At 66.2% G+C, this 3,011-nt stretch carries 1 protein-coding gene; it reads left to right on the top strand.

Annotation, left to right across the window (positions count from 1 at the left end; genetic code table 11):
• A partial coding sequence (locus IP86_RS01660) for an error-prone DNA polymerase (RefSeq protein WP_054160837.1) occupies window positions 1-3,011 on the top strand: 3,011 nt, incomplete at both ends.

Here is a 3,011-nt window from a genome sequence, read left to right as displayed (position 1 = left end):
CCCGCCCATCCACGCCCACAGGCAAGGCCGTGCTGGTGTCCGTGGATGCCCGGGTCAAGCCCGGGCATGACGGGGGGAAACGTATGGCCAGTAACTCTCAGATCCTGCTGGTGGTGATGCCGTCTTATCGGTTTCAAACGAAGGCGATCACACCCGCACTCACGCGTCTCACCGCGCTCACGCCCAACGTCTGGCTCGGCCTCGCGCCATATTATCGCGGCGACGACAAGCGGCGGCTCGATCGACTCCGCCAGGTTGCGGCCACGGCGAAAGTGCCGTGCATCGCCACCAACGACGTGCTGTATCACCACCCGTCGCGGCGCGCGCTGCAGGACGTGCTCACCTGCGTGCGCGAGAAGACCACGATCGACAAGGTCGGGCGCCGGCTGGAAGCCAATGCCGAGCGCCACCTCAAGCCGGCGGCCGAGATGGCACGACTGTTCCGCCAGGATCAGGGCGCCATCGCCGAGACGTTGCGTTTCGCCGAGCGGATCGAGTTCTCGCTCGATCAGCTCAAATATCAATATCCCGACGAGCCGGTGCCGCCCGGCAAGACCGCGCAGCGCCATCTCGAAGACCTGACCTGGGCCGGCGCGCGCAATTACTTCCCAAACGGCATTCCGCCGCGCACCAAGAAGACGCTGCACAAGGAACTGCGGCTGATCCGCAAGCTCCGGTACGCGCACTACTTCCTCACGGTGCACGATATCGTGCAGTTCGCCCGGTCGCAGAACATCCTGTGCCAGGGACGCGGCTCGGCGGCCAATTCGGCGGTGTGCTACGTGCTCGGCGTCACCGCGGTGAACCCGGCCGAGACCGATCTCTTGTTCGAGCGCTTCATCTCCAAGGAGCGGCTGGAGCCACCGGATATCGACGTCGATTTCGAGCACATCCGGCGCGAAGAGGTGATGCAATATGTCTATCGCCGCTACGGCCGCCACCGCGCCGCGATCGTCGCCACCGTCATTCACTATCGGCCGCGCTCGGCGATCCGCGACGTCGGCAAGGCGCTGGGCCTGACCGAGGACGTCACCGCGGCACTCGCCGATACGGTGTGGGGCAGCTGGGGCAAGGGCCTCAACGACATGCAGGTCAAGCAGGCCGGGCTCGATCCGGCCAATCCGATGATCGCGCTCGCCGTCGAACTCGCCACCGAGCTGATCGAATTTCCGCGGCATCTGTCGCAGCACGTCGGCGGCTATGTGCTGACCCAGGACCGGCTCGACAGCTACGTGCCGGTCGGCAACGCCGCGATGGCGGACCGCACCTTCATCGAATGGGACAAGGACGATATCGATACGCTGAGGATGATGAAGGTCGACGTGCTGGCGCTCGGCATGCTGACCTGCATCCGCAAATGCTTCGACCTGATCGACGCGCACAAGCGCCAGCGCTGGACGCTCGCCAGCCTGCCGCGCGAAGTGCCGGAGGTCTACGACATGCTGTGCCGCGGCGAGTCGCTCGGCGTGTTCCAGGTCGAAAGCCGCGCGCAGATGAACATGCTGCCACGATTGAAGCCGCGGCGGTTCTACGATCTCGTCATCGAAGTCGCGATCGTGCGGCCCGGTCCGATCCAAGGCGACATGGTGCACCCTTATCTGCGCCGGCGGAACAAGCAGGAGCAAGTCAGCTATCCGTCGCCGTCGCCGCAACACGGCGACAAGGACGAACTGCACCGCGTGCTGCACAAGACGCTCGGCGTGCCGTTGTTTCAGGAGCAGGCGATGCGCATCGCCATCGAGGCGGCGAAGTTCACGCCCGAGCAGGCCAACGGTCTGCGCCGCGCCATGGCGACGTTCCGCAATGTCGGCACCATCGGCAAGTTCGAAGCCATGATGGTCGAGAACATGGTGGCGCGCGGCTACGAGCGCGCCTTCGCGCAAAACTGCTTCGAGCAGATCAAGGGGTTCGGCTCCTACGGCTTTCCCGAGAGCCACGCCGCCAGCTTCGCCCAGCTGGTCTATGCGTCGTCATGGCTCAAGCACGTGCATCCCGACGCGTTCTGCTGCGCGCTCTTGAATTCGCAGCCGATGGGGTTCTACGCGCCGGCGCAGATCGTCGGCGATGCGCGGGCCAACAAGGTCGAGGTGCGGCCGGTCGACGTGTCGTTCAGCGAAGGCCAGTGCACGCTCGAAGAAACAGCCGGCCAATATCACGCGGTGCGGCTCGGCTTCCGCATGATCGACGGCTTTCGCTGGGCCGATCCGGACGAGGAGCGGGTGCGGCGCGACGCCGGCGAAGCGCCCAGCGACGATTGGGCGGCGCGCATCGTCGCGGCGCGGGCGAGGGGGCCTTTCAATTCGCTGGAGCAGTTCGCCCGCATTACCGCGCTGCCCAAGCGCGCGCTGATCCTGCTCGCCGACGCCGACGCCTTCCGCTCGCTCAAGCTCGATCGTCGCGCCGCGCTGTGGGCGGTGCGGCGGCTGCCCGACGACGTGCCGCTGCCGCTGTTCGAAGCGGCGCGCGCGCAAGAGCAGCAGGACGAACACGCATCACCGTTGCCGGCAATGCCGATGGCCGAGCACGTCGTCGCCGATTATCAGACGGTGCGGCTGTCCCTGAAGGGCCACCCGATGGAATTCCTGCGCGCGCTGTTCGCGGCCGAGCGGGTGGTGACGTGCCGCGAGGTGTCGCAATCCAGGCAACGCGCCAGCGGCCGCTGGATGCGCTGCGCCGGCGTCGTTCTGGTGCGGCAGCGGCCGGGCAGCGCTAATGGCGTGATCTTCATGACCATCGAGGACGAGACCGGCATTGCCAACATCGTAGTGTGGCCGGCCATCATGGAGAAGTATCGCAAGGAAGTCATGGGCGCGCGGCTGGTGCTGGTCGAGGGCAAGGTCCAGGCGAGCCCGGAAGGCGTCGTGCATCTCGTCGCCGAGCGTCTGATCGATCGCAGCCATGAGATGGGCCGCCTCGCCGAAGGCCTGGTCCGCCCCGCACTGCCCGACGGTGCCAACCTCTACGAGCAACTGACCTCCGAAAAGAACAACTACGAAGCCCTCAACGGCGAC

The organism is Rhodopseudomonas sp. AAP120 (genome assembly GCF_001295845.1).
In the GTDB taxonomy this organism is placed as follows: Bacteria; Pseudomonadota; Alphaproteobacteria; order Rhizobiales; family Xanthobacteraceae; genus Rhodopseudomonas.
The sequence above is the reverse complement of the archived record's forward strand: the minus strand, read 5'-3'. Positions and strand labels throughout refer to the sequence as shown.